The following is a 19,615-nucleotide window of genomic DNA, read 5'->3' on the forward strand; positions in this document are numbered from 1 at the left end:
TGCAAAAGAAAAGGCCCCGGGGTTTCCCGGGGCCTTCTGTCGCTTTCGGCTGCCTCAGTGGGCGTGGCTGCGGTCCCAGTCCTCGCGCTTGGGAAGCTGCTCGAACGTGTGTTCGGGCGGCGGGCAGGGCAGGGTCCATTCCAGCGTATCGGCGTATTCGTTCCAGTAGTTGTTCTCGGTGATCCGGCGGCCCCAGAGCAGGCTGTAGATCATGATGCCGATGAAGAACAGGAAGCCGGCGAAGGAGATGAAGGCACCGACCGAGGAGAACCAGTTCCAGTAGGCGAAGGCCTCGGGATAGTCGATGTAGCGGCGCGGCATGCCCTGACGGCCCAGGAAGTGCTGCGGGAAGAAGGTGATGTTCGCGCCGATGAACATGATCCAGAAGTGCAGCTTGCCCGCCCATTCCGGATACTGCCGGCCCGACATCTTGCCGAACCAGAAGTAGATCCCGGCGAAGATCCCGAACAGAGCGCCGAGCGACATCACATAGTGGAAATGCGCGACCACATAATAGGTGTCGTGGTAGGCGCGGTCGACCGGGGCCTGGCTGACGACGATCCCGGTCACGCCGCCGACGGTGAACAGGAACAGGAAGCCGAAGGCCCAGAGCATCGGGGTCTTGAACTCGACCGAGCCGCCCCACATCGTCGCGATCCAGGAGAAGATCTTGATGCCGGTCGGCACCGCGATGACCATGGTCGCCAGCATGAAGTAGGACTGCTGGGTCAGCGACATGCCGACGGTGAACATGTGGTGCGCCCAGACCAGGAAGCCGAGCACACCGATCGCCACCATCGCATAGACCATCGGCAGATAGCCGAAGATCGGCTTCTTGGCGAAGGTCGAGATGACGTGGCTGACGATCCCGAAGGCCGGGATGATGATGATGTAGACTTCCGGGTGGCCGAAGAACCACAGGATGTGCTGGTAGAGGATCGGGTCACCGCCGCCCGAGGGGGTGAAGAAGGTGGTGCCGAAGTTGCGGTCGGTCAGGAGCATGGTGATCGCGCCGGCCAGCACGGGCAGGGCCAGAAGGATCATCCAGGCGGTGACGAAGATCGACCAGGCGAAGAGCGGCACCTTGTGCAGCGTCATGCCGGGGGCGCGCATGTTCAGGAAGGTGGTGATCATGTTGATCGCGCCCAGGATCGACGAGGCGCCCGACAGGTGCACGGCGAAGATCGCGAGGTCCATCGCATAGCCCCCTTCGGCCGTGGTGGTCAGCGGGGGGTAGAGCACCCAGCCCACCCCCGCGCCCGAGCCGAGGTCGCCCCCGCCGCCCGGCGCCAGCATCGAGGCCACGCCCAGCGAGGTGCCGGCGATGTAGAGCCAGAACGACAGGTTGTTCATCCGCGGGAAGGCCATGTCCGGCGCGCCGATCTGCAGCGGCATCAGGTAGTTGCCGAAGCCGCCGAACAGCGCCGGGATGACCACGAAGAACATCATCAGGATGCCGTGGTAGGTGACGGTCACGTTCCAGATGTGCCCGTTCGGGGTGCAGGTCGCGGTCGCATCGGCGACAAGGCGCAGGCCCTCCTGGCACATGTACTGGACGCCCGGATGCATGAGCTCCAGCCGCATGTAGACGGTGAAGATGACCGAGATCAGACCGACGATTCCGCCTGCGAACAGGTAGAGGATGCCGATGTCCTTGTGGTTGGTCGACATGAACCAGCGGGTGAAGAACCCGGGTCTGTCATGCTCGTGGCCGTGAATGGCTGCGTCCGCCATGGGCTGCTCCCGCTTTGGTCGTAATTTATGCCTAAGGGCAGCCCGCATGACGGACTGCCCGGCTCTCTTGTCCCGTTGTCTTAGCCCCGCAACTGCCGCGTCGCAATGCATGACTTTGGCGCAAGGGCAGAAAATGCCCCGCAAGATGACAGAAGAGCGCGCCCCGGTTCCGGGGCGCGCTCTTTGCGCGAAGGGGATGCCGCGGCCTAGTGCGCGACCGATTCCAGGTAGGCCGCCACGTCCTCGCCGCCCGAGGCCAGCTTGAACGACATCTTCGACTTGGCCGCATCGTCGCCGAGCGCGGCCTTCAGGTAGTCGGCCGGATTGGCGATATAGGCCGCAAGCCCGGCTGCGTCCCAGACCGCGCCGGTCGCGCCGAGGGCGGCGATCGAATCGCCATAGGCGAAACCGGCCTCCGAGGCCACGGGCCGGCCGATCACGCCATAGAGGTTCGGCCCGGTCCGGCCGCCCTTCTGGATCTCGGTCCCGTCGGGGGCCACGATCGAATGGCAGGCCTTGCATTTCTTGAACCCGTTCTCGCCCGCCGCGGGATCGGCCGCGAAGGCGGGGGCGGCCGCGATCAGGGCGGCGGCGGCGGCGAGAAGCTGGAAGCTCTTCATGGTCTGGATGTCCTCACATGTCAGCGGGCAGGACGGGCCTTGCCTCGGGCAGAAGATGGGAGGCAAGGCCGCTGTTATGCAATAGCAGCCGCACGCTATCCGCCGTCAGACCGCGCATTTCGCGCCCTGGAAGCGGCGCGGGAAGGTGGCCATCAGGGCCGCGTCGAGGTCGGCCATCGTGACCGGCAGGCCCAGGTCGACCAGGCTGGTCACGCCATGCTCGCGGATGCCGCAGGGAACGATCCCCTCGAAATGCGTGAGGTCCGGCTCGACGTTGATCGAGATGCCGTGGAAGCTGACCCAGCGGCGCAGCTTGATCCCGATGGCGGCGATCTTGTCCTCGGCCGGCTTGCCGTCGGGGCCGGGGCGGTCGGGGCGCTGCACCCAGACGCCGACGCGGCCGTCGCGAATCTCGCCGGTCACGTTGAACTCGGCCAGCGTGTCGATGACCCAGCGTTCCATCTCGCGCACGAAGCAGCGCACGTCCTGGCCGCGCGCCTTGACGTCGAGCATGCAGTAGATCACCCGCTGGCCCGGCCCGTGATAGGTATACTGCCCGCCCCGCCCCGCCGGATAGACCGGGAAACGGTCGGGCTGGACCAGATCCTCGGGGCGCGCCGAGGTGCCGGCGGTGTAGAGCGGGGGATGCTCCAGCAGCCAGATCTCCTCGCCCGCGCGGCCCTCGGTCATGGCGGCGACATGCGCCTCCATCGCGGCCAGGGTTTCGGGATAGGGCGAGAGGCCCGGCAGGTGCCGCCATGCGACCATGGGGTGTACTCCGATGCAGCTTCCGGCCTGTCATGTGCGCAACTTGGCGCCGAATGCAAGCGTGGGGCGATGGTGGTGAGAATCCCCCTTTTCATCCCCGCCGACTGCCGCTATCTAGCACCCGTTCCCGGCAACCCAGTGCGGATGTGGCGGAATTGGTAGACGCGCAGCGTTGAGGTCGCTGTTCCTTAACCGGAGTGAAAGTTCGAGTCTTTTCATCCGCACCAGGGTTTGCCGGGGAACGATAGCGAAGGGCGCGGGGCGAGATCCCCGCGCCCTTCGCCATTCCGGCCCTGCGGTCCGCCTTGCCCCTTGTCGCGACCAAACCCGGCATTTCGCAGGCAAATCCGACACGAATGGCGACATCCGTGACGCAAGATGGTCGAATCCTGTCGCATCCATGCCGGTCGGGTCCAAAAAGTGCGTTGCAAAGGAGAACACGTTTCGATTTAGTCGAATCAAGACAGAAGGCGCAGCAGCGCCCGAGCCATCAGGGAGACACGGGTGACGGTTGAGCCCCGCAACGACGCTTTCGTCGCATTCGAACACGTTCAGAAAAGCTATGACGGGGTGAGTCTGGTCGTGAAGGACCTGAACCTCGCCATCGGCAAGGGTGAGTTCCTGACGATGCTGGGCCCCTCGGGCTCGGGCAAGACCACCTGCCTGATGATGCTGGCCGGGTTCGAGACCGCGACCAATGGCGAGATCCGCCTCGACGGCCGCCCGATCAACCAGGTTCCGCCGCACAAGCGCGGCATCGGCATGGTGTTCCAGAACTACGCGCTCTTCCCGCACATGACCGTGGGCGAGAACCTCGCCTTCCCGCTGGAAGTGCGCGGCATGTCGAAGTCCGAGCGCGATGCCAAGATCAGGCGCGCGCTGGACATGGTGCAGATGGGCGCCTTCGCCAACCGCCGCCCGGCCCAGCTGTCCGGCGGCCAGCAGCAGCGGATCGCCCTGGCGCGGGCGCTGGTGTTCGATCCGAAGCTCGTGCTGATGGACGAACCGCTCGGTGCCCTGGACAAGCAGCTGCGCGAGCACATGCAGTTCGAGATCAAGCACCTGCATGAGAACCTTGGCATCACCGTGGTCTACGTGACCCACGACCAGGGCGAGGCGCTGACCATGTCCGATCGCGTCGCGGTGTTCAACGACGGCCGTATCCAGCAGCTCGCCCCCCCGGCCGACCTCTACGAACGCCCCGACAACAGTTTCGTCGCCCAGTTCATCGGCGAGAACAACAAGCTGCCCGGCATGATCGAGGAGCTGACCGGCGACAAGGCGCTGGTGCGGCTGACGACCGGAGAGCTGATCGACGCCACCGCCGTCAACGTCAAGGAGAAGGGCCAGAAGACGCTGGTCTCGATCCGGCCCGAGCGGGTGGAATTCAAGCCCGAGATGATGCCCGCCGGCGCCCACATGATCGACGCCGAGGTGCTGGAGATCATCTACATGGGCGACATCCTGCGGGTGGTCCTGCGGGTCGCGGGGTCGGACGACTTCGTGATGAAGATGCGCAACACGCTGGGGCAGACCAAGCTTGACCCCGGCCAGAAGATCAAGGTGGGCTGGCATCCCCAGGACGCCCGCGCCCTGGACCCCTGATCGCCGCGATATTGCCGCCGCTTCCGGCGGACAATGCAGAGCCGTAACACGGAGTTAACGGATGAAGAAGATCCTGGTTCTCTCGACCGCGCTCGTCGGGGTGGCCTTTGCCGCCCAGGCGGATATCACGGTCCTGTCCTGGGGCGGCTCCTACGGGGCAGCCCAGAACGAAGGCCACCTGCAGCCCTGGTCCGCCAAGACCGGGAACAAGGTGACCATGGTCGACGCGCCCGATCCGGCCCCGGCCGTCAAGGCGATGGTCGAAGCCGGCAACGTCACGGTCGACGTCGCCTCGGTGACCTATGCCGACGCCGCGCGCCTGTGCGACGAGGGCCTGCTCGAGCCGATCGACGCCGCCTCGCTGCCCGCGGGCGCCGACGGCACCCCCGCCGCCGAGGACTTCTTCCCCGGCGCGGTCACGGAATGCGGCGTCTCGACCGACATCTGGGCGAACATCTACGCCTATGACACCACCAAGTTCCCCGAAGGCCCGAAGACCGCTGCCGATTTCTTCGATCTCGAGAAGTTCCCCGGCAAGCGCGGCCTGATCAAGGCGGCCAAGGCGAACCTGGAGTTCGCCCTGATCGCCGATGGCGTCGCCCCGGCCGATGTCTACGCGACGCTCGCCACCCCCGAGGGCGTGGACCGCGCCTTCGCCAAGCTCGACACCATCAAGTCGGAAGTCGTCTGGTGGGAAGCCGGCGCGCAGCCGCCGCAGCTTCTGGCCGACGGCGAGGTCGTGATGTCCACCGCCTACAACGGCCGCATCTTCGCCGCCGCGATCGAAGAGAGCAAACCCTTCCAGATCGTCTGGGACGGCCAGACCTACGAGAACGAGATGTATGTTGTGCCGAAGGGCGCGCCGAACCTGGAACAGGCGATGGACTACATCCGCTTCGCCACCTCGACCGAGGGGCTGCGCGGCCAGGCGGCGCTGATCTCCTACGGCCCGCCGCGCAAGTCGGCCAACGCCGATCCGATCATCTACAAGGACGGCAAGACCGAGATGGGCCCGCACCTGCCGACGGCAGAGGCGAACATGGCGAACGCGCTGCAGACCTCGGCCGAATTCTGGGTCGACCATGACGCGGAACTCAACGAACGCTTCCAGGCCTGGCTGACGCAGTGATCCGATGACCCGGACGCGGGGAGCGAGAGCTTCCCGCGTCCGGCCCGCAGCCACGGCGGGAATCGCCGGGCCGGCCCGCTTGACTACTGACGGTCCACGACGAAAGCTCGGGACCGACGACATGTGAAAACAGGGAGAACCACATGAAGAAGACCCTCATCCTGACGACCGCGCTGGTCAGCCTTGGCTTTGCTGCCAATGCCGACGTGACGGTCATGTCCTGGGGTGGCGCCTATGGCGAGGCGCAGACCGAAGCCTTCGTGAAGCCGTTCATGGCCCAGACCGGCATCACCACCATCATGGTGGACAGCGACAACCCGGCGACCCCGGTCAAGGCGATGGTGGAATCGGGCAACGTCACCGTCGACGTCGCCAACATCGAATATGCCGACGCGATCCGCCTGTGCGACGAGGGCATCCTGGAGCCGATCGACGCCAGCACCCTGCCGGCCGGTTCGGACGGCACCCCGGCCGCGGAAGACTTCATCCCCGGCGCGGTGACCGAATGCGGCGTCTCGACCGACGTCTGGTCGAACGTCTTCGCCTATGACGCCTCCAAGTTCCCCGAGGGTCCGAAGACCGTTGCCGATTTCTTCGACCTCGAGAAGTTCCCCGGCAAGCGCGGCCTGAAGAAGGGCGCGAAGGCGGTGCTTGAATTCGCGCTGATGGGCGACGGCGTCCCCGCCTCGGAAGTCTATGCCGTGCTCAGCACCCCCGAGGGCGTCGAGCGCGCCTTCGCCAAGCTGGACACGATCAAGAAGGACGTGGTCTGGTGGGAAGCCGGCAGCCAAGCGCCGCAGCTTCTGGCCGATGGCGAGGTGGCGATGACCACCGCCTACAACGGCCGGATCTTCGCCGCCGCCCAGAACGAGGGCAAGCCCTTCCAGATCGTCTGGGACGGCCAGATCTACGAGAACGAGATGTTCGTGATCCCGAAAGGAACCCCGAACATGGAGCAGGCGCTGGAGTTCATCCGCTTCTCCACCTCGACCGAAGGCCTGCGCGCCTCGGCCCAGCAGATCTCCTATGGCCCGGCCCGCAAGTCGGCGATGAAGGAAGAGCTGATCTTCAAGGACGGCAAGACGGTCATGGCGCCGCATCTGCCGACCTCGCCCGAGAACATGACCAACGCGCTGGAAACCTCGGCGGAGTTCTGGGTCGACCACGACTCCGAGCTGAACGAGCGTTTCCAGGCCTGGCTGTCGCAGTAATCCGGTGATCCCGGGCGCGGGGCCGATCCCGCGCCCGGCCCATAGCATGAGGCAGGCATGGCCGAGGCCACTTCCGAACTGTTGAAAACCGCCGATGGCCGCCCGCTGAAGGCCGCGCTGGCCGCCGCGCAGACCCGCGCGCGGCGCCGGGCCTTCCTTCTGGTCCTGCCGCTTCTGTTCTTCGTGCTGCTGACCTTCCTGGTCCCGATCGGCTACATGCTGAAACGGTCGGTGGAGCATGACGGCTTTGCCGCCTCGGCCCCGGCGCTGGTCGCCTGGTTCGGGGCCAACCCCGGTTTCGACCCGGCCGATCCGCCTGAGGAGGCCTATGCCGCCCTAGTGCAGGACCTGGCCCGGATGCAGGGCGAGAAGACCACCGGCATCGCGGGGACCCGCATCAACTATTCCGTGCCCGGCACGATCAGCATGTTCAAGAAAGGCGCGCGCGAGGCCAAGGACCTGGTCCCGCCCTTCAAGGACGCGCTGCTGGCGGTGGATCCCGCCTGGGCCAAGCCGGCGCTGTGGCGCGGCATGGCCTCGGCCTCGAATGCCTATACCTCCGAGTTCTACAAGGTCGCGGCCGACATGAAGCTGTCCGACGACGGCTGGACGCGCGGCGGCGACAAGGAGCGGATCTATCTCTACCTCTTCTTCAAGACCTTCCTGGTCTCGGGCATCATCACCGTGATCTGCCTGCTCCTCGCCTTCCCGGTCTCGCATCTGCTGGCGACGCTGCCGATGGCGAAGTCCTCGCTCTTGATGATCCTGGTGCTCCTGCCGTTCTGGACCTCGCTTCTGGTGCGGACGACCTCGTGGATCGCCCTTCTGCAGGAGCAGGGGATCGTCAACGACATGCTTGTCGGGCTGGGGCTGATCGACGATCAGGGCCGGTTGACGATGATGTACAACATGACCGGCACGATCGTTGCGATGACGCATGTGCTTCTGCCCTTTATGATCCTGCCGCTCTATTCGGTGATGCGGGTGATCCCGCCCAGCTATGCCCGCGCGGCCCGCAGCCTTGGCGCGACCAGCTGGACCACCTTCCGCCGGGTCTACCTGCCGCAGACCCTGCCGGGGATCGCCGCCGGCTCGCTTCTCGTCTTCATCCTGGCCGTGGGCTACTATATCACCCCCGCGCTGGTCGGCGGTGCGGATGGTCAGCTGATCTCCAACCTCATCAGCTTCCACATGTCGAAGTCCAACTGGTCGCTGGCGGCCGCCATCGCGGGCATGCTGCTGGCCGCGATCCTGGTGCTGTACTGGCTTTACGACCGGCTGGTGGGCATCGACCGGCTGAAGCTCGGCTAAGGAGGAACCCATGGCCCTTCCCACCTATGCCTCGCCGCTGGAGCGTGCCTGGTACTACACCTACCTCGTGATCTGCGGTCTGGTCTTCCTGTTCCTGATCGCGCCGATCCTGGTGGTCATCCCGCTCTCGTTCAACGCCGAGCCCTATTTCACCTTCACTCCGAAGATGCTGGACTTCGATCCCGAAGGCTACTCCTTGCGCTGGTACGACACGCTGCTGACGCTGGGCCATCCGACCCCGGATGCGCCGCGCGACGCCAGCTGGTGGTCCGCGGTCTGGGAGCGGGCGACCTGGGTGCAGGCGGCGAAGAACTCGTTCTGGGTCGGCCTCTGGGCGACGATCCTGGCGACGACGCTGGGCACCATCGCGGCGCTGGGGCTGTCCCGGCCGGAAATGCCCTATCGCCGCCTGATCATGGCATTGCTGATCAGCCCTATGATCGTGCCGATCATCATCATCGCGGTGGGGATGAGCTTCTTCTTCGCCAAGGCCTGCGTCGCGCCCGACAGTGCGATGGGGCTGATCTTCGGATTCTTCCTGTCCGAGAAGGGCTGCCTTGCGAACTCGCATCTGGGCGTGATCGTGGCCCATGCCGTGCTGGGCATCCCCTTCGTGATCATCACCGTGACCGCGACCCTGTCCGGCTTCGACCAGTCGCTGATCCGGGCGGCCCATTCGCTGGGGGCGAACCCGCGCACGACCTTCTTCAAGGTGATCATGCCGCTGATCCTGCCCGGCATCATCTCGGGCGCGCTCTTCGCCTTCGTCACCTCCTTCGACGAGGTGGTGGCGGTGCTGTTCATCGCCGGCCCCGACCAGCAGACCATCCCGCGCCAGATGTTCAACGGCATCCGCGAGGCGATCAGCCCGGCGATCCTGGCGGTGGCGACGATCCTCGTGGTGATCTCGGTCCTCCTGCTGGCCACGGTCGAGCTGCTGCGCCGCCGGTCCGACCGGCTGCGCGGGGTGACGGGGCGCTAGGGCAGGACCTGCAGCCAGAACCAGACGCTGAGGATGGATGTGGCGGTCGCGACCAGGACGGTCGAGGCCGCCACTCTTTTCGCGACCCCGTAGATGTTGGCGAAGACATAGGCGTTCACCCCCGGCGCCATGGCCGCCGTCATCACCGCCGAGCGCAGCGCGCTGTCATCGAGGTAAAAGACCCGGGTGCCGAGCATCCAGGTGATCCCCGGATGCAGGACCAGCGAGATCAGCGACAGGACCAGGATGGCGCGCAGGTCGCCCTCGGGCCGGTAGCGGTGAAGAACGCCGCCCAGACCGAACAGCGCGGCGGGCAGGGCGGAAGCGGTCACCATGTCCACCGCCGACCAGACGATCCCGGGCAGGCCCCGCCCCAGAAGGTTGACCGCGAAGCCGCAGAGGATGCCGATGACGAGCGGCTGACTGAAGATCGCGCGCAGCACCTGCCGGACCAGCGTCGCGGCCGAGAGGCCGAGGCCATGCGACCGCGCCAGCTCCATCGCGGTGATGCCGAGCGTGTAGAACAGCGGCGAGTGCAGCGAGATGATGGCGAAGTTCCCCTCCAGCGCCGCCGCGCCATAGGCGCGCTCGGTGATCGGCACGCCGAGGAGGAGCGAGTTCGAGAAGAGCCCGACGAAGCCGAAGGCGATGCTGTCGGTCACGGGACGCGCGAAGACCAGCCGCCCCGCAAGGAACCCGGCGGCGAAGCCCGAGAGCGCGCCGATATAGAAGCTGAGCATCAGCCCCGGATCATAGGCCCGGCCGAGGTCCAGCCGCGCGATCGAGGCGAAGAGGAGGAGCGGCAGCGCGAAGCCTTGCGCGAAATGCATCACCCCGTCGACGGCGCTGTCCCGGAACCCCAGCCAGCGCGCGGCGACATAGCCGAAGCCGATCACCAGGAAGACCGGGAGGATGACGTCAAGGAGCGCGGTCATGCCTGGCGTCGGACCGGGGGTTTCACACCCCCGGACCCCCGTGGAGTATTTTCGCCAAAAGGAAGGAGCTAGGGCTGGTTGTCATAGTTCAGCGTCATCCCGTCGAAGGCGGGGGTGATATGGGCCGGAAGCTCGGCCCTGAGCGTCTCGTAGTCGAGGTCGATATGCATGTTGGTCAGCACGGCGCGGGCGGGTTTCGCGCGGCCGATCCATTCCAGCGCCAGGGCCAGATGGGCATGGGTCGGATGCGGCTTGCGGCGCAGCGCGTCCACGATCCAGCAGTCGAGGCCCTGGAGGGCCGTCCAGCTGTCCTCGGGGATCTCGACGGCATCGGGCAGATAGGCCAGCGGGCCGATGCGGAAGCCGAGCGCGTCCATGCTGCCATGCTCCGCCCGGAAGGGCGTCAGCGTCACCGGCCCGCCCGCGCCGGTGACCGTCACCGGGCCGTCGATCGTATGCAGGTCCAGGATCGGCGGATAGGGGCTGTCCGAGGGCTGGACGAAAGCATAGCCGAAGCGCGAGAGCAGCGCCTCCTGCGTCGGGCCGTCGGCCCAGACCGGCAGGCGGCGGCGCAGGTTGAAGACCACCTGGCGCAGGTCGTCGATGCCGTGCATGTGGTCGGCATGGCTGTGGGTATAGACCACCCCGTCCAGCATGCCCACGCCCGCGTCCAGAAGCTGGTCGCGCATGTCGGGAGAGGTGTCGATCAGCACCCTTGTCACCCCGGCCCCGCTTTCGCGCGTCACCAGAAGCGAGCAGCGGCGGCGGCGGTTCCTCGGGTTCGCCGGGTCGCAGGCGCCCCAGTCGCCGCCCAGTCGCGGCACCCCGCCCGAGGAGCCGCAGCCGAGGATGGTGAAGCTCAGCCGGGCCATCAGGCGGCCTGTTGCGCACCGGCGGCGCGGGGAAAGAGCCGGTCGAAATTGGCGGTGGTGCGGGCGGCGAATTCGGGCAGCGACAGGCCGAAAAGGGGGGCGAGGGCGCGGGCGGTATGGGCGACATAGGCCGGCTCGTTGCGCTTGCCGCGGTGGGGCGGGGGCGCCAGATAGGGGCTGTCGGTCTCCAGCACCAGCCGGTCGAGCGGCGTGCGCAGGAAGATGTCGCGCAGCTCCTGGCTTTTCGGAAAGGCGGCGATGCCCGAGATCGACAGGGTGAAGCCCATCTCCAGCGCCGCCTCGGCCAGGCGCGGTCCGGAGGAGAAGCAGTGCATGACGCAGGCATAGGGCTTCCGCGCCATGCCCTCGGCCAGGATCGCCTCCATGTCCTGGTCCGCGTCGCGGGAATGGATGATCAAGGGCAGGCCGGTTTCCTGCGCCGCCTCGATATGCAGGCGCAGCGAGACCTGCTGGATCGCCCTGGACTCGGCGGTGTAATGGTAGTCGAGCCCGGTCTCGCCGATGCCGACGAATTTCGGATGCCGGGCGAGGGCGACCAGTTCCCCGACCGTGGCGAGCGGCTCCTCGGCCGCGCTCATCGGATGGGTGCCGGCGGCGTAGAAGACGGGCGCATGCGCCTCGGCGATGGCGCGAACGGCGGGTTCGTTCTTCAGCCGGGTGCAGATCGTGACCATCCGGCCCACCCCGGCGGCCCGGGCGCGGGCGATGACCTCGGGCAGTTCGCCGACGAGGTCGGGGAAATCCAGATGGCAGTGGCTGTCCACAAGATCGGGCAGGGCGGTTTCGGCGGGGGACATGCGGGCTTACCTCAGGGCGAGGGAACCCGCCGTATCGTCGACCTTCAGGAGCATATCCATCAGAAGCGCGGCAGGGTCAAGGTTGACGGCCTTGCCGCGACGGGCGCGGGCCGAAAGGCTCTGCGCCAGCCCGGCCCAGGCGCGGGCGGCCCCGGGGCCGGGGGCGAGGCGCCGGAGGAGCGCGGCCTCGCCCGGCGCGGCCTCGGGCGGCAGGGTTCCGGTCGCGCCATGGCGGGCGAGCCGGGCGAGGAGGAGGTCGATCAGCGTGACGACAAGGTCGAAGGTCTCGGCCGCGCCGCGTGCGCCGGCAAGCTCGGCCAGGGCCAGGGCCTGCGGCCGGTCGAGGCGGGGCAGGCTGGCGAAAAGCCGGGTCAAGGCGGTGTAGAGCTTCAGCCCGTCGAGGTTGGTCAGCCGGAACGCCTCGCCGACCGAGCCGCCGGAAAGCTCGGCCAGCGCGGCGCGGTCCTCGGGGGCGATCTCGCCGCCGGCCTGGGTCAGCGCGTCGGCAAGGTCCTGCGGGCCAAGGGGGGCCAGCCGCAATTCGCGGCAGCGCGAGCGGATCGTGGGCAGCAGGCGCGCGGGCTGGTGCGCGATCAGGAACAGCGTCACCTGCGGCGGCGGTTCCTCGAGCAGCTTCAGCAGCGCGTTCGCGGCGGCGGCGTTCATCTCGTCCACCGCGTCGATGATCGCGGTGCGGTGGCCGCCGTCGGCGGCGGTGAGGGCGAAGAAGGATTTCATCTTCCGCACCTCCTCGACCGAGATCACCTGCGACAGCGCGGTCTCCTTCTCGTTCGGGCCGCGGCGGAGCAGGAAGTGGCGCGGCTCGGCCAGTTGCAAAAGCCGCCGGGCGACGGGGTGGCTGTCCGGGATGTCCAGGCTTTCGGGCGACGGTGGGGCGAACATGCCGCCGTCGCCGGCGGGCGTGGCCAGGAGGAAGCGCGCCGCGCGCCAGGCGAGGGTGGCCTTGCCGACGCCCTTCGGCCCGGTCAGCATCCAGGCATGGTGCAACCGGCCCGAGGCATGGGCCTGCAGGAAGGCGGATTCCTGCGCGGCATGGCCGTAAAGCACGCGGGTCTCGCGCGGGTGGGGGGCACCTTCCAGGCGGTCGGGCTCGGGCAGGGGGTCTTTCTCGGCCATGGCGGCAGATTGCACAGGTGGCGGGGCGGGGGAAAGGGGGATGGGCAGATTGCCACCCTGCGGGCGTTGACCCATTGTCCACGCGGGGTGACACTGGGCCGAGAACAGGAGAGCGCCATGGAGCCGAGGATCTCGCTGGTCACGCTGGGCGTGGCCGATCTGGAACGCGCCGTCCGCTTCTACCGCGACGGGCTGGGCCTGCCGACCGAGGGCATCATCGGCCAGGAGTTCGAGCATGGCGCGGTCGCCTTCTTCCCGCTGGCGGGCGGGTTGCGGCTGGCGCTCTGGGCGCAGGCGGACATTGCCTTCGATACCGGGCTCACGCCGGGGCCGGTCAGCCCGACGGGCTTCGTCCTGGCGCATAACGTCCGGAGCCGCGCGGAGGTGGAGGCGGTGATGGCGGCGGCGGAACGGGCCGGGGCCGAGGTGGTGAAGCGGCCGCAGGATACGTTCTATGGCGGCTTCGCCGGCTATTTCCGCGACCCGGACGGGCATCTGTGGGAGGTGGCCTGGAACCCGGCGATGCTGCCGGAGGGCTGACGCGCGGCTCAGGCCAGATACGGCGCGACGGCGGTCCAGACGCGGGCGGCAACCGTCTCCGGGCTGCCGTCGGCCTCGATCACCCGGAAGCGCCCGTGTCGGGCGGCAAGCTCCAGGAACCCGGCGCGGGCGCGGGTCTGGAAGCCGAGGCCCATGTCCTCGAACCGCAACTCGGCCCCGGCGCGGGCGGTGGCGCGGGAGAGCCCGGTCGCGGGGTCGAGGTCGAAAAGCAGCGTCAGGTCGGGCTCGACCCCGATCATGAGGGCATGCAGCCGATCGACGGTATCGCTCAGGTCGCCCCGGGTGATGCCCTGGAAGATGCGGGTGGAATCGGCGAAGCGGTCGGTGATCACGATCTCGCCCCGCCCGAGGGCCGGGCGGATGGTCTTTTCCAGATGGTCGCGGCGCGCGGCGGTGAAGAGCAGGATCTCGGTCTCCGGCGACCAGCGGTCGGTCGCGCCCTCCAGCACCAGGCGGCGGATCTCCTCCGCCCCCGGACTGCCGCCGGGTTCCCGCGTGAGGGTGACGGCATGGCCCAGGTCGCGCAGCCGGTCGGCAAGCAGCCGGCCCTGCGTGGACTTGCCCGAGCCGTCGATCCCTTCCAGGCTGAGGAACAGGCCCGCCATTCAGCTGGCCGGCGACCCGACGTAGCGCGCGTAAAGCGCCTCGGCCGCCGTGGTCAGGCGCTTGCCGAAGCCGGCCTTGCCCACATCGGCCTCGGCCACCAGGGGGACGCTGCGGTCGGGCAGGTCGGGGACATGGATGATCAGCTCGGCCACCGGCGTTCCGGCCGCGACCGGGGCGAGGAGCGGGCCGTTGTAGATGACCTCGGCCGTCACCTTGTCCTGCACCAGCGCCGGGACCAGCAGGCTCACATCCTCGGAGGGGACCAGGCCCACGCTGTCGGCGTCACCCAGATGCACCTCGGCCTCGGCCACCCGTACCCCGGTCCGCGCCACGGTCTTTTCCGAGAACTGCCGGAAGGCCCAGGCGACGATGCGCTCGGCTTCCTCGGCGCGGGACTGATCGGTCGGCAGGCCGGTGATCGCGAAGATGATCCGCCGGTTGCCCTGCCTGGCCGAGCCGACGAGGCCATAGCCCGCCTCGGAGGTATGGCCGGTCTTCAGCCCGTCGGCCCCGATCCCCAGGTCGAGGAGCGGGTTGCGGTTGAAGCGGTTGTCGGGCGAGCGGCCCTTGTAGCTGTATTCGGTCTGGGCGAAGATCGGATAGTATTCCGGGAACTCCTCGATCAGCCGCTTGCCCAGGATGCCGAGGTCGCGCATCGACATGCGGTGGCTCGGGTCCGGCCAGCCGCTGGCATTGGCGAAGGTCGAGGCGGTCATGCCAAGGGTCTGGCCGCGCTGGGTCATCTGGGCCGAGAAGGCCTCCTCCGTCCCCGCCAACCCCTCGGCCACGACGACGCAGGCGTCATTGCCCGAGTTCACGATCATGCCGTGGATCAGCTCGTCGACCGTCGGGCGGTCGTCGTGCTGCAGCATCATGGTCGATCCGCCGGCGCGGGTCATCTCGACCGCGCGGTCCGAGACGGCAAAGGTCGTGTCCATGGTGACGCGGCCGTCCTTCAGCGCCTCGAACAGCATGTTGATCGTCATCAGCTTGGACATCGAGGCCGGGGGCAGCGGCTGGTCGGCGTTCTTGTCCATCAGCACCGTGCCTGTGGTCATGTCATAGACCCAGGCGGCGGTGGCCGCCGTCTCGAAGGCGCGGGCGGGCAGGGCAGCCAGGGCAAGGGCGACGAGGACCAGGGCAGGGCGCAGGCGGTGGAACATGGGCGGGCTTTCTACTTGAGGAAGTAGGCGTCGGCGAAACCGGCGGCCTTGATCTTGTCCAGAAGGGTGGCGTCGCCGCTGGCGACCACGCCCCAGACGGCCTTGCCGTCGCGGTCGGATTTCTCGGTCCCGGCGGTGATGCCGATCTTGGCCAGGGCCTCGGCGGCGCGCTTGGCATTGTCCTCCTTCGAGAAGGAGGCGATCAGGATCGGCCGTGCGCCTGCCGTCGCGGCCGGCGCCTCGGGGGCGGCCGGGGTCTCGGCAGCGGCGGCTGCGGCAGCGGCGGCCGCTTCCTGCTCGGCCTTGATCTGGCGGCGGGTCTTCTTCTTTTCGGGCTCTGGCGCGGCGACCTCGGCGCTGCGGGCATCCAGCGGAGCGGTCTCGATCGCGACGACCGCTCCGGCGGCGGGATCGACGACCGTGGCAGCCGCGGCCCCGGCTGCGGGGGCCACGACAGCGGCAGCGGCCTTGGCAGCCTTCTCGGCCTCGCGGCGGGCCTTGGCCTCGGCCCGGCGTTCCTTCCAGGTCTTGCGCTTCGGAGCCTCGGGGGCGGCGGGCTCGACCGCAGCCTCGCCTGCGACGGCGGCGGGGGCCGTGGCGGCGGGAGCATCGGCCGCGCCAAGGGCGGCGGTCGCAAGGGCGGCGGTCTCGGCCGCATCCGGGGCGGACTTGCCCCCGGTCGCGGCCGCATCGGCGCTGCCGGGCTCTGCCGGGGCCGCTTCGGCGACCTCGACCTTGCGCAGCGCGGTCACCCGGATCTCGGTCGGCTGGCCCGCGAGCATCCCCAGCGCCTCGGCCGCGTCCGAGGACACCTGCAGCTTCGGCCCCGGATTGTCCCGCTCGCGCCGGAAGAGCGCGCCGGTGACCGTCTTGCCGGTGGCCGGGTTGAACATCACCACCCGCTCGGGATCCTTCGCATCCGGCGAGGCCACCCAGATCCCGCCCAGCGAGGGCCGCCCGTCCCAGAGGCCGCTGTCGGTGGTCTGGAACACCTCGGGCGCCTCGACCTCCCGCGCGGCGCCCCGCGCTGCGGCCGGGGCCGCAAGACCCGCCCCGGCACCCTTGGACGCGCCTTTTCCCCCGCCCTCGACGCAGCCCATCAGAAGGGTGCCTGCCGAAAGGGTAAGGGCGATGTGCCGGAAAAATGCTCGTGCCATGGTCCGCCTCGAAATGGCGCGGTCTGAAGCCGCATTACCTGTATACTTCCCGCCGGGTGGCCGCCTGGCCCGGGCTGTCGCCGCCCTTTTCCGACCGGAATACGCCTGCCTTGGGCGCAAACATACCGGCTTTGCCCTGCCGTGGAAAGGGCCGAGCGGTCCCGGCCCGCTCACGATCGGAAAATCTCTGCCGGGCTTCCCTTTCAGAATCACCGCCCGCCGCGTATGTCGCCCCTGTCGGAGGAGTGGCGGAGTGGTCTATCGCACCGGTCTTGAAAACCGACGCAGGGGGAACCCTGCCGTGGGTTCGAATCCCACCTCCTCCGCCACTTGCCCCCGCGAAAGCATTCTCCCGATCCGTCAGCGGCCGGATTTTTCCGTTGTATTCGAGGGTTATGCGGGAGGGGCTGTTAACCGGCCAACGCCCCGAAGGGCGGACACGCGTTCTCTCCGGGCCGATATTCTCCGGACCTGTTAACCGCCGCGCTTTCGGTGAACAGCTTTAAGTCATTGCTTTCAAGTGATCTTTCGAAGTCCGTGATGCACGCGATTTGGAAAATCCATCTGGATGGCGGATGGAACAGAGATCGAACGCCGCCCGTTGCGCGCTGGTTCGGCTGCGGCTGGGACCAATCTCACCCCAGCCGCTGTTCGTGCTTTGTGCTGAGTCAACCGCGTGTTACGGTCATGAAAAAGTGTGAGGCGAGCAGTTGGCCCAGAAGTCAGACATCGAATGGACGGACGCGACGTGGAACCCGGTGACGGGCTGCACCAAGGTCGGTCCCGGTTGTGACAACTGCTACGCCGAGCGGTTCGCAGAGCGCTGGCGTGGAATCCCTGGACACCCCTACGAGCAGGGCTTTGACCTGACACTCTGGCCGTCGAGGCTGAAGCAGCCCGTGCTCTGGAAAAAGCCGCGGATGATCTTCGTGAACTCGATGAGCGACCTCTTCCACAAGGACATCGACCGTACATTCATCGACGCGGTGTTCGACGCCATGGAGCTGGCGGACTGGCACGTCTACCAGGTGCTGACCAAGCGCAGCTCGCTCATGCGCAACTACGTTCGGAAGCGGTATGATGGAGGGCCGGTCCCTCGGCACATCTGGCTCGGCGTTTCTGTCGAGGACGCCGCGCACGCGAGCCGGATCGAGCACCTGAAGCAGATCAATTCCGACGCGCGCTTCATCTCGTTCGAGCCGCTGCTCGGACCGGTCGGGGATGTCGATCTGCAGGGCGTCGCTTGGGCCATCGTCGGGGGGGAGAGCGGGCCCCGGGCTCGGCCCATGGACGAAAGCTGGGCCCGCCAGATCCGGGACATCTGCGAACGTGACGACGTCGCTTTCTTCTTCAAACAATGGGGTGGCGCCCGTCCGAAGTCGGGGGGGCGTCTGCTCGATGGTGAGGAATGGAACGGCTTTCCGTGGCAAATCGTCCCGAAGCCGATCCTCGATCAGATTTCAGCGTGAACCATTTCGCACGGAGTACCGCCATCATTGAAGAAATCGCATATTGAAAATACGGTTGGCCCATGGGCTCGGCAAAAGCTCGATGGCCTCGAGGCATATCTTCACGCTTACACCATTGCGCTGAAGAAACAGCCCTTCGAACTGGTCTACGTCGACGCATTCGCCGGCGCGGGACGGTCAAGAATCCGCGACGCCTGGGCCGGTGCTGATGACGAAGACCTTCAGCTTCTTGATGACGAGTTCGTTCGGTCCGAGGAGCAGTTCATCGAAGGCTCCCCGCACCGAGCCCTCGCTCTCGAACACCCTTTCACCCAATATCATTTCTTTGACGCAGATGCAGGGCGCGCGGCCCTTCTCGAGGGCTTGAGGGCCGAGTACCCGGCTCGAAAGATCAGCGTTCAGGTTGGCGACGCGAACGAATTGATCCAGAAGCTGGTCCCGCGGATTGCGGGGCGGAACATGAGGGGTGTTGCTTTCCTCGATCCTTATGGCCCCCACTTGGACTGGCGAACCGTCGCAGCTCTGGGATCAACCAAGAAGTTTGAGGTGATCATAAACTTCCCGCTTGGAATGGCCATCAACAGATTGATCACGCGCTCGGGTGACATTCCCGAAACTTGGCGCGCGGGGCTGAACGGCTGCTTCGGCGGTGCGGACTGGGAGAGCCTCGTCTACGCAGAGCGCACCGACCTCTTCGGGGATACGACCCGCCACAAGGTTGACGATGCAGCCAAGCGGCTTCTTGACCACTACGTCGGCCGCCTGAAGACCTTGTTCGGCCACGCCGCCACACCGAGTGTCGTCAGGAACACGCGAGGTGTCCCAATCTACTACATGCTGTGGGCGGGGCCCCATCCCCTCGGGCACAAGATCGCCGACTACATCTTGGCGAAGGGTGATCGGATCACGCCACCAAAAACTCGGTCCGTTCGACGATGACCAGCTGGTGGCCCCGATTGCTAGCCGAGCCGGAACGCAGGCCTTGAAAGCATCCGAACGGCGAGACCGATCGAAAAGATCGCGTCATGGCGCAGCAGGTCGTCCGCCGATCTGCTCTCATCGATGCTACGACGATCAAGATTGCTGCCGTCATCGACATGCCGGAAGTGCGACAACGGGTTTCGCAGCGCCATCATGCGGCGGAGGTCGGTGACGTCTTCATCAGAGACTACCTCGCGCTCTCGGCAGCGGCGGAGGGTGTCGGCGAACTGGATGCGATCCGGAATGTCATCAACCAGAAGCCCGGCGTGAAGATATGCCGCCAGCAGATGCTCCACGAGCCCCTGACACAGCAGGATCGTCGCCACATAGTTGCCGTGCACGAACGACGAACGCGCTTCGACCCAAGCGTGATAGGCCGCATGGCCGCCGAAAATCATCGTCCCGGATCGACCCATCTGGCCGCCCAGATCTGTCAGCATCCGGAAACGGCCGACCTTCCCTGGCAGGTCGTCATGAAGGTCGGCCAGCAGATGACGGACGAAGTCCAGATCCGAAAGGTCCGATAGCAGATCGGGCTGATCGTCCCGGCTCACAG

The 19,615-nt window shown here is 67.1% G+C and carries 19 protein-coding genes and 2 tRNA genes; 10 read left to right on the forward strand and 11 right to left on the reverse strand.

Annotated elements, in window-relative coordinates:
* Nucleotides 1-54 precede the first annotated feature (54 nt).
* The 3 genes from ctaD to lipB all read right to left on the reverse strand — a co-directional run bounded on the left by ctaD (nt 55) and on the right by lipB (nt 3,122).
* Entirely contained in the window at nt 55-1,734 is a 1,680-nt protein-coding gene (gene ctaD / locus I7S92_RS17675) for a cytochrome c oxidase subunit I (RefSeq protein ID WP_197646743.1), read from the reverse strand.
* A 206-nt stretch (nt 1,735-1,940) separates the two neighbouring features.
* Entirely contained in the window at nt 1,941-2,354 is a 414-nt protein-coding gene (locus I7S92_RS17680; protein ID WP_197646745.1) for a c-type cytochrome, read from the reverse strand.
* Between the two features lie 105 nt (nt 2,355-2,459).
* Nucleotides 2,460-3,122, reverse strand: a complete 663-nt coding sequence (gene lipB, locus I7S92_RS17685; protein ID WP_197646748.1) for a lipoyl(octanoyl) transferase LipB — start codon at nt 3,120-3,122, stop codon at nt 2,460-2,462.
* 140 nt (nt 3,123-3,262) lie between these two features.
* On the opposite strand from lipB, the gene I7S92_RS17690 reads away from it, so the two are divergent.
* The 6 genes from I7S92_RS17690 (at nt 3,263) to I7S92_RS17715 (ending at nt 9,360) form a co-directional block, all read left to right on the forward strand.
* A tRNA-Leu gene (locus I7S92_RS17690) sits at nt 3,263-3,349 on the forward strand.
* Nucleotides 3,350-3,626: 277 nt separating this feature from the next.
* Nucleotides 3,627-4,727 (forward strand): ABC transporter ATP-binding protein, encoded by a 1,101-nt coding sequence (locus tag I7S92_RS17695; protein ID WP_197646749.1) that lies wholly within the window; start codon nt 3,627-3,629, stop codon nt 4,725-4,727.
* 61 nt (nt 4,728-4,788) lie between these two features.
* Nucleotides 4,789-5,856, forward strand: a complete 1,068-nt coding sequence (locus I7S92_RS17700) for an ABC transporter substrate-binding protein (protein ID WP_197646750.1) — start codon at nt 4,789-4,791, stop codon at nt 5,854-5,856.
* Nucleotides 5,857-5,999: 143 nt separating this feature from the next.
* The gene (locus I7S92_RS17705; protein WP_197646751.1) at nt 6,000-7,067 is read left to right on the forward strand and encodes an ABC transporter substrate-binding protein; all 1,068 of its coding nucleotides are present in this window, start codon (nt 6,000-6,002) and stop codon (nt 7,065-7,067) included.
* 57 nt (nt 7,068-7,124) lie between these two features.
* Nucleotides 7,125-8,378 (forward strand): ABC transporter permease, encoded by a 1,254-nt coding sequence (locus I7S92_RS17710; RefSeq protein ID WP_197646752.1) that lies wholly within the window; start codon nt 7,125-7,127, stop codon nt 8,376-8,378.
* A 10-nt stretch (nt 8,379-8,388) separates the two neighbouring features.
* A complete protein-coding gene (locus I7S92_RS17715; RefSeq protein WP_197646753.1) occupies nt 8,389-9,360 on the forward strand; it encodes an ABC transporter permease in 972 nt (323 codons plus the stop codon).
* Here the strand turns inward: I7S92_RS17715 and I7S92_RS17720 are convergent.
* The 4 genes from I7S92_RS17720 to I7S92_RS17735 all read right to left on the reverse strand — a co-directional run bounded on the left by I7S92_RS17720 (nt 9,357) and on the right by I7S92_RS17735 (nt 13,122).
* Nucleotides 9,357-10,295 carry an AEC family transporter gene (locus I7S92_RS17720; protein WP_197646754.1) on the reverse strand — a complete coding sequence of 313 codons (939 nt, stop codon included), beginning with the start codon at nt 10,293-10,295 and terminating at the stop codon, nt 9,357-9,359. The two genes, I7S92_RS17715 and I7S92_RS17720, sit on opposite strands and share 4 nt — an antisense overlap.
* 68 nt (nt 10,296-10,363) lie before the next feature.
* Nucleotides 10,364-11,167 (reverse strand): MBL fold metallo-hydrolase, encoded by an 804-nt coding sequence (locus tag I7S92_RS17725; protein ID WP_197646755.1) that lies wholly within the window; start codon nt 11,165-11,167, stop codon nt 10,364-10,366.
* On the reverse strand, nt 11,167-11,985 hold the full coding sequence (locus I7S92_RS17730) for a TatD family hydrolase (protein ID WP_197646756.1): 819 nt from the start codon (nt 11,983-11,985) through the stop codon (nt 11,167-11,169). Before I7S92_RS17730 ends, I7S92_RS17725 begins: the two co-directional genes overlap by 1 nt.
* A 6-nt stretch (nt 11,986-11,991) precedes the next feature.
* Nucleotides 11,992-13,122, reverse strand: a complete 1,131-nt coding sequence (locus I7S92_RS17735) for a DNA polymerase III subunit delta' (RefSeq protein WP_197646757.1) — start codon at nt 13,120-13,122, stop codon at nt 11,992-11,994.
* 117 nt (nt 13,123-13,239) lie between these two features.
* Between I7S92_RS17735 and I7S92_RS17740 the strand changes: the two genes are divergently transcribed.
* Nucleotides 13,240-13,662: a VOC family protein gene (locus tag I7S92_RS17740; protein WP_197646759.1), complete on the forward strand. Its 423-nt coding sequence runs from the start codon at nt 13,240-13,242 to the stop codon at nt 13,660-13,662.
* Between the two features lie 8 nt (nt 13,663-13,670).
* Here the strand turns inward: I7S92_RS17740 and tmk are convergent, their stop codons facing one another.
* From tmk to I7S92_RS23595, 3 genes are read right to left on the reverse strand one after another with little or no spacing between them, the layout of a single operon-like run.
* Nucleotides 13,671-14,288, reverse strand: a complete 618-nt coding sequence (gene tmk, locus I7S92_RS17745; protein WP_197646761.1) for a dTMP kinase — start codon at nt 14,286-14,288, stop codon at nt 13,671-13,673.
* Entirely contained in the window at nt 14,289-15,452 is a 1,164-nt protein-coding gene (locus I7S92_RS17750; RefSeq protein ID WP_197646763.1) for a D-alanyl-D-alanine carboxypeptidase family protein, read from the reverse strand.
* Between the two features lie 11 nt (nt 15,453-15,463).
* Entirely contained in the window at nt 15,464-16,609 is a 1,146-nt protein-coding gene (locus tag I7S92_RS23595) for an SPOR domain-containing protein (protein WP_386002341.1), read from the reverse strand.
* A 239-nt stretch (nt 16,610-16,848) separates the two neighbouring features.
* Between I7S92_RS23595 and I7S92_RS17760 the strand changes: the two genes are divergently transcribed.
* The 3 genes from I7S92_RS17760 (at nt 16,849) to I7S92_RS17770 (ending at nt 19,017) form a co-directional block, all read left to right on the forward strand.
* Nucleotides 16,849-16,938: transfer RNA gene (locus I7S92_RS17760), tRNA-Ser, on the forward strand.
* 381 nt (nt 16,939-17,319) lie between these two features.
* Complete coding sequence (locus I7S92_RS17765) at nt 17,320-18,078, forward strand: DUF5131 family protein (protein ID WP_037206238.1); 759 nt, start codon at nt 17,320-17,322, stop codon at nt 18,076-18,078.
* A gap of 27 nt (nt 18,079-18,105) precedes the next feature.
* Nucleotides 18,106-19,017 carry a three-Cys-motif partner protein TcmP gene (locus I7S92_RS17770; RefSeq protein WP_197646765.1) on the forward strand — a complete coding sequence of 304 codons (912 nt, stop codon included), beginning with the start codon at nt 18,106-18,108 and terminating at the stop codon, nt 19,015-19,017.
* 20 nt (nt 19,018-19,037) lie between these two features.
* Here I7S92_RS17770 and I7S92_RS17775 read toward each other — a convergent pair whose 3' ends face one another.
* Nucleotides 19,038-19,613: a hypothetical protein gene (locus I7S92_RS17775; RefSeq protein WP_093359567.1), complete on the reverse strand. Its 576-nt coding sequence runs from the start codon at nt 19,611-19,613 to the stop codon at nt 19,038-19,040.
* Between the last annotated feature and the right edge of the window lie 2 nt (nt 19,614-19,615).

It is taken from the genome of Tabrizicola soli (assembly GCF_015999335.1).
Classification (GTDB): domain Bacteria; phylum Pseudomonadota; class Alphaproteobacteria; order Rhodobacterales; family Rhodobacteraceae; genus Tabrizicola; species Tabrizicola soli.

What these genes read in the sequence shown, in the direction of transcription:
- I7S92_RS17710 (WP_197646752.1), top strand. Translation starts at nt 7,125, where the DNA reads ATGGCCGAGGCCACTTCCGAACTGTTGAAAACCGCCGATGGCCGCCCG.
- ctaD (WP_197646743.1), bottom strand. Translation starts at nt 1,734, where the DNA reads ATGGCGGACGCAGCCATTCACGGCCACGAGCATGACAGACCCGGGTTC.
- I7S92_RS17735 (WP_197646757.1), bottom strand. Translation starts at nt 13,122, where the DNA reads ATGGCCGAGAAAGACCCCCTGCCCGAGCCCGACCGCCTGGAAGGTGCC.
- I7S92_RS17725 (WP_197646755.1), bottom strand. Translation starts at nt 11,167, where the DNA reads ATGGCCCGGCTGAGCTTCACCATCCTCGGCTGCGGCTCCTCGGGCGGG.
- I7S92_RS23595 (WP_386002341.1), bottom strand. Translation starts at nt 16,609, where the DNA reads ATGGCACGAGCATTTTTCCGGCACATCGCCCTTACCCTTTCGGCAGGC.
- I7S92_RS17680 (WP_197646745.1), bottom strand. Translation starts at nt 2,354, where the DNA reads ATGAAGAGCTTCCAGCTTCTCGCCGCCGCCGCCGCCCTGATCGCGGCC.
- I7S92_RS17730 (WP_197646756.1), bottom strand. Translation starts at nt 11,985, where the DNA reads ATGTCCCCCGCCGAAACCGCCCTGCCCGATCTTGTGGACAGCCACTGC.
- I7S92_RS17705 (WP_197646751.1), top strand. Translation starts at nt 6,000, where the DNA reads ATGAAGAAGACCCTCATCCTGACGACCGCGCTGGTCAGCCTTGGCTTT.
- I7S92_RS17715 (WP_197646753.1), top strand. Translation starts at nt 8,389, where the DNA reads ATGGCCCTTCCCACCTATGCCTCGCCGCTGGAGCGTGCCTGGTACTAC.
- lipB (WP_197646748.1), bottom strand. Translation starts at nt 3,122, where the DNA reads ATGGTCGCATGGCGGCACCTGCCGGGCCTCTCGCCCTATCCCGAAACC.
- I7S92_RS17720 (WP_197646754.1), bottom strand. Translation starts at nt 10,295, where the DNA reads ATGACCGCGCTCCTTGACGTCATCCTCCCGGTCTTCCTGGTGATCGGC.
- tmk (WP_197646761.1), bottom strand. Translation starts at nt 14,288, where the DNA reads ATGGCGGGCCTGTTCCTCAGCCTGGAAGGGATCGACGGCTCGGGCAAG.
- I7S92_RS17740 (WP_197646759.1), top strand. Translation starts at nt 13,240, where the DNA reads ATGGAGCCGAGGATCTCGCTGGTCACGCTGGGCGTGGCCGATCTGGAA.
- I7S92_RS17700 (WP_197646750.1), top strand. Translation starts at nt 4,789, where the DNA reads ATGAAGAAGATCCTGGTTCTCTCGACCGCGCTCGTCGGGGTGGCCTTT.
- I7S92_RS17750 (WP_197646763.1), bottom strand. Translation starts at nt 15,452, where the DNA reads ATGTTCCACCGCCTGCGCCCTGCCCTGGTCCTCGTCGCCCTTGCCCTG.